We start from the raw sequence: 3,952 nt of genomic DNA on the forward strand, positions 1-3,952 counted from the left end.
TGTATATATCTCAGTACTGTCATAAAAAAATCACCTCTAGTTAAGCTCATCACAAACTATAAGTGATAACAATACACAAGAACCTTCCCCTTGTAATGCATTTTAAAATTTATTTTTAGTTAAATAATAACAGGGTGGGATTACAACTAATCCCACCCTAACTTTTGACATAAAATCAAAATATTTCAATGAAACAATTTATTTGATATAGATATTAACATATCTACACTTTTAATCTCTTTTTCAAACATTGGTACTTTTATTATTAAAGCATCTTGAAATTTTTTATTTATTTCATCAAGATATTTAATCTGCATATTTCTTCTGTTCTTAAAGAAAGGCGTAATAGCCTGTTCTTCTGGAATAACAAGATTTGCAACAACTAATTGAGTTTTTATACCTAATGTTTCTAACTCTTTTGAAGCTCTATAAGCTTCTACTATTGGTGTTTTTTCTGGATACATTACAAAAGCAAATGTGGTTGTCTCTTCATCTTTTAACATTTCAATAACCTTTTGAAACTTTTCTTGTTGTTTTTTATCTGCTTCACTTATATCTGCTAACTGTCCAGCTTTAAATTGAATTTGTTTACTCCAATTCATTGGAAGTTCAAGCAGTCTGAGTGTATGTCCTGTAGGTGCAGTATCAAATACAATTACTTCGAAATCTTCTAAATTTGCATATTCTATAAACTTTTGGAAAGCTGCCATTTCTTCTGTACAAGGTGAATCTAATTCTTCTTCTATAGCCATTACTGTTGTCTTATCAAACTTTTCTTTTGCATCTGTTAATACCATATTTTTATATTCCTCTTTTGCTTTCTTTTGATCAATTCTTACTGCATATAAATTATCTACTCCATCTATTGCTGTAATTTCATCTGTAACTAGCTTTTCTAGTACATTTCCGATGTGTGCTGCTGGATCTGTTGTTATAAGTAGGGTTTTATAACCTTTCTTTGCAGTTTGTATTGCAGTAATACAAGCCATAGAGGTTTTACCTACTCCACCTTTACCTGAAAAAAATATATTTTTCCTTTTTCCATTTTGAGGATAGATAAGTTTTTCTATACTTTTCTCATGGAGTTTAGTTTTAAATAGCTTTTGACTACACTTTCTAAACATATCTATACCTTTAAGCTCTGTATCAAATAGTTCCATTGTTACTATAGGTATATCTTTAAAAGTTTCCTTTGCTTTTGCTAAGTAATATTGTTGCATTTCATACCTTGATTTAAAAAATGGATTGATAGCTTCTTCCTTTGGTATAAATCCATTAATAATTATTTTTGTTGTATTTATACCTAATTCTTTTAATTCTTTTGATGATCTTATAGTTTCTTGTAGAGAAGTTTCTTCTGGCTGCATTACAAATATAAAATCGGTTTTATCTGTATCCCTCAGCTTTTCAATAGCAGCATCGTATTTTTGCTTACTTTCTTGTATAAGTGCTACAGGCCCCATACAGGTTTGTCCACTACCTTTCGCACTTTCTTCGATATGTTTACTCCAATCTACTGGCAGTTCTAAAAGTCTAATTGTATGCCCTGTAGGAGCAGTATCAAAAATAACAATATCAAATGCATCTTCTTCCATGAAGTCAATAAACTTGTCAAAGGATGCCATTTCTTCAGTACATGGTCCACTAAGCTGCTCTTCAGCGATTTTTATCATTTCTTCATCGAAAATCTCCCTCATAGGTGCAAGAGACCTTTCTTTATATTCATTTGTTGCTTTTTCTGGGTCAATCTCCATTGCAAATAAATTTTCTATTCCATCAATTTTCGTTACTCTATGACCTATTTTCTGCTCAAAAACATCAGATAAATTAGCAGCAGGGTCAGTTGTAACTATTAATGTTCTTTTACCCTGGTCAGCATAATAAACTCCAGTGGTACATGCCATTGAAGTTTTACCTACACCACCTTTTCCAGAGAAGAATATAAATCTAGTTCCCATTTTATTCATCTCCTAAACTCCTAAACTTTTTTCTATCTCTTCAAGTGTTGGATATTCATGTGTCTTAATAATCTCACCATTAACAGTTGTTATTGGGAGCACTTTCCTTCCATTATCTTTTACTAATTTATATACTTTTTCATTTTCTTTAAATTTCATTGGTTGCTGTGTTATCATATATCTTTCTATCTGTATACCTTCATATTTCTTTTTTAAATACTCTATATTTTCCATTAGCTTAACTAATCTTTCATCTACACTTGGTCCACATACTCCTGTTGGACAGCACATTGGTGGTTCATAGAATTCTATTTTCATTGATTAATCCTCCTCCTTCTTAATATATACAGTAAATATAGGTAATAAGTATTTTTATTACCTTTAATTATTAAATTCAATATATAATTTAAAATATATTATTAAACTATTTAATTTTTATAATTCATCTTTTTTCACTCTTTGAATTAAATCTTCTACTTTTTTATAATTTCCTTGTTTCTCTAAATCCTTTAATTGACACTCCAGACGATTCTTCAAGTTCACAATCTTCAGTTATAGTCTTTATACAGTGGCATTTTATATTATCTATTTTGTATATTTAAATCTAGGTACATCTACGCTCTCTGTATTATAATATGATATCAACCTTGCTTAATGTACATTTTTGTAAACAATTTTGTATTTTAAATTAAATAATCAATAACTTTATCGTTAATACTTATACCATCTATTCCGTACTTTTTCAAAATTTAACCATCTTCACTACATTTTTTCTTTATAATGTCTTCACATATACATTTTTCTTTATATGATGATAAATAATTTATAAAATTACATAAATCATTAAAAGTTTCTTGGTTAAGTTTATATAAAGTCCATTTTCCATCTTTTCTTGAATTTATAAGCTTTACATGTCCTAGTATTTTCATATGATGTGATATGGTAGGCTGTGTAAGATTCAGCCTTTCCATTATGTCACAGGCACAAAGCTCTCCACATGAAAGCATTTCAATTATAAGTAACCTATTTTTATCAGAGAGTGCTTTAAATATCTCAACTTTTTCTTGCACTAAATCACTCCTTACCCTCTTTTACATAGATATATTTAAATATATCTATATTTAGAATAAAACTTTATTTCATTTTTGTCAATACACTTATTAGTGTTCACTTTTTTCTTCAATTTCACACTAAATCCGCCAGTTTTCTTCCGTCAATTAATGTTTCTATTCCAAATAAAAAGAAATGTTGTTAATACAGACAATATCAAAAGCATTATTTTAAACAGACCTCATAGTAGTAAAGGTTACTCACTAGGCGAAGATAGTGAAATTGAAAAAGTTTCTATTAATTTAATAAAGAAAATTAATGATATTTTTAATATGAAATCCGAAGGAGTTCTAATGAATTGAGAAATGGATTATTAGAAATAAAAATTGTACAATTCAAGCTATTATCTAATCATTAAATTCTTCAGCTACTCTAATCAGCCAATCTTTATCTTCTTTTGATGAAGTAATAAAATACTTAAATTTTGTATTATTTGATTTTCTCCACTTTAATACAAACTTGTTCTTAAATAAACTATAATTTCCCCCATAGTCTATTATCCATTTTATATTTGAAATTGATTTACTATCAACATCTTCATAAATTAACTCACCTTCAATATCTGAAGCGGTTAAAAATATGATTTCATGTTTAGTACTGTTTTGATAATAAATTGCCGTTTGTGGGACTGTAAATCCGTCGTCAGTATATTCAATTTTTCGAATACTATATTCATCAGGCATATTTGGTAAATTAATCTCACCAATTTTTGCTTCTGCTTCTTCTAAACTGTAAAAGATTTCTGTATGTATACTACATGAACTTATACTCATAGATACTGTTATTAGCGCTATTAGACAAAAAATAATACCAATTCTAGTTTTTAAAAATTCCACTTATATTCCTCCCTATAAAGAAACACAAGGGGACGGTTCTCTTGTGTC

4 protein-coding genes are annotated in these 3,952 nt (G+C 28.5%); all 4 read right to left on the reverse strand.

The window, feature by feature from the left end; genetic code table 11:
- Positions 1-185: 185 nt before the first annotated feature.
- The 4 genes from TR13x_RS11320 to TR13x_RS10655 all read right to left on the reverse strand — a co-directional run bounded on the left by TR13x_RS11320 (position 186) and on the right by TR13x_RS10655 (position 3,904).
- Positions 186-1,967, reverse strand: a complete 1,782-nt coding sequence (locus tag TR13x_RS11320) for a TRC40/GET3/ArsA family transport-energizing ATPase (protein WP_242851765.1) — start codon at positions 1,965-1,967, stop codon at positions 186-188.
- A 3-nt stretch (positions 1,968-1,970) separates the two neighbouring features.
- The gene (arsD, locus tag TR13x_RS10645; RefSeq protein ID WP_054871917.1) at positions 1,971-2,276 is read right to left on the reverse strand and encodes an arsenite efflux transporter metallochaperone ArsD; all 306 of its coding nucleotides are present in this window, start codon (positions 2,274-2,276) and stop codon (positions 1,971-1,973) included.
- 431 nt (positions 2,277-2,707) lie between these two features.
- Complete coding sequence (locus tag TR13x_RS10650) at positions 2,708-3,028, reverse strand: metalloregulator ArsR/SmtB family transcription factor (RefSeq protein WP_054871918.1); 321 nt, start codon at positions 3,026-3,028, stop codon at positions 2,708-2,710.
- A 387-nt stretch (positions 3,029-3,415) separates the two neighbouring features.
- On the reverse strand, positions 3,416-3,904 hold the full coding sequence (locus tag TR13x_RS10655; protein ID WP_054871919.1) for a hypothetical protein: 489 nt from the start codon (positions 3,902-3,904) through the stop codon (positions 3,416-3,418).
- Positions 3,905-3,952 lie beyond the last annotated feature (48 nt).

This window comes from Caloranaerobacter sp. TR13 (genome assembly GCF_001316435.1).
In the GTDB taxonomy this organism is placed as follows: domain Bacteria; phylum Bacillota; class Clostridia; order Tissierellales; family Thermohalobacteraceae; genus Caloranaerobacter.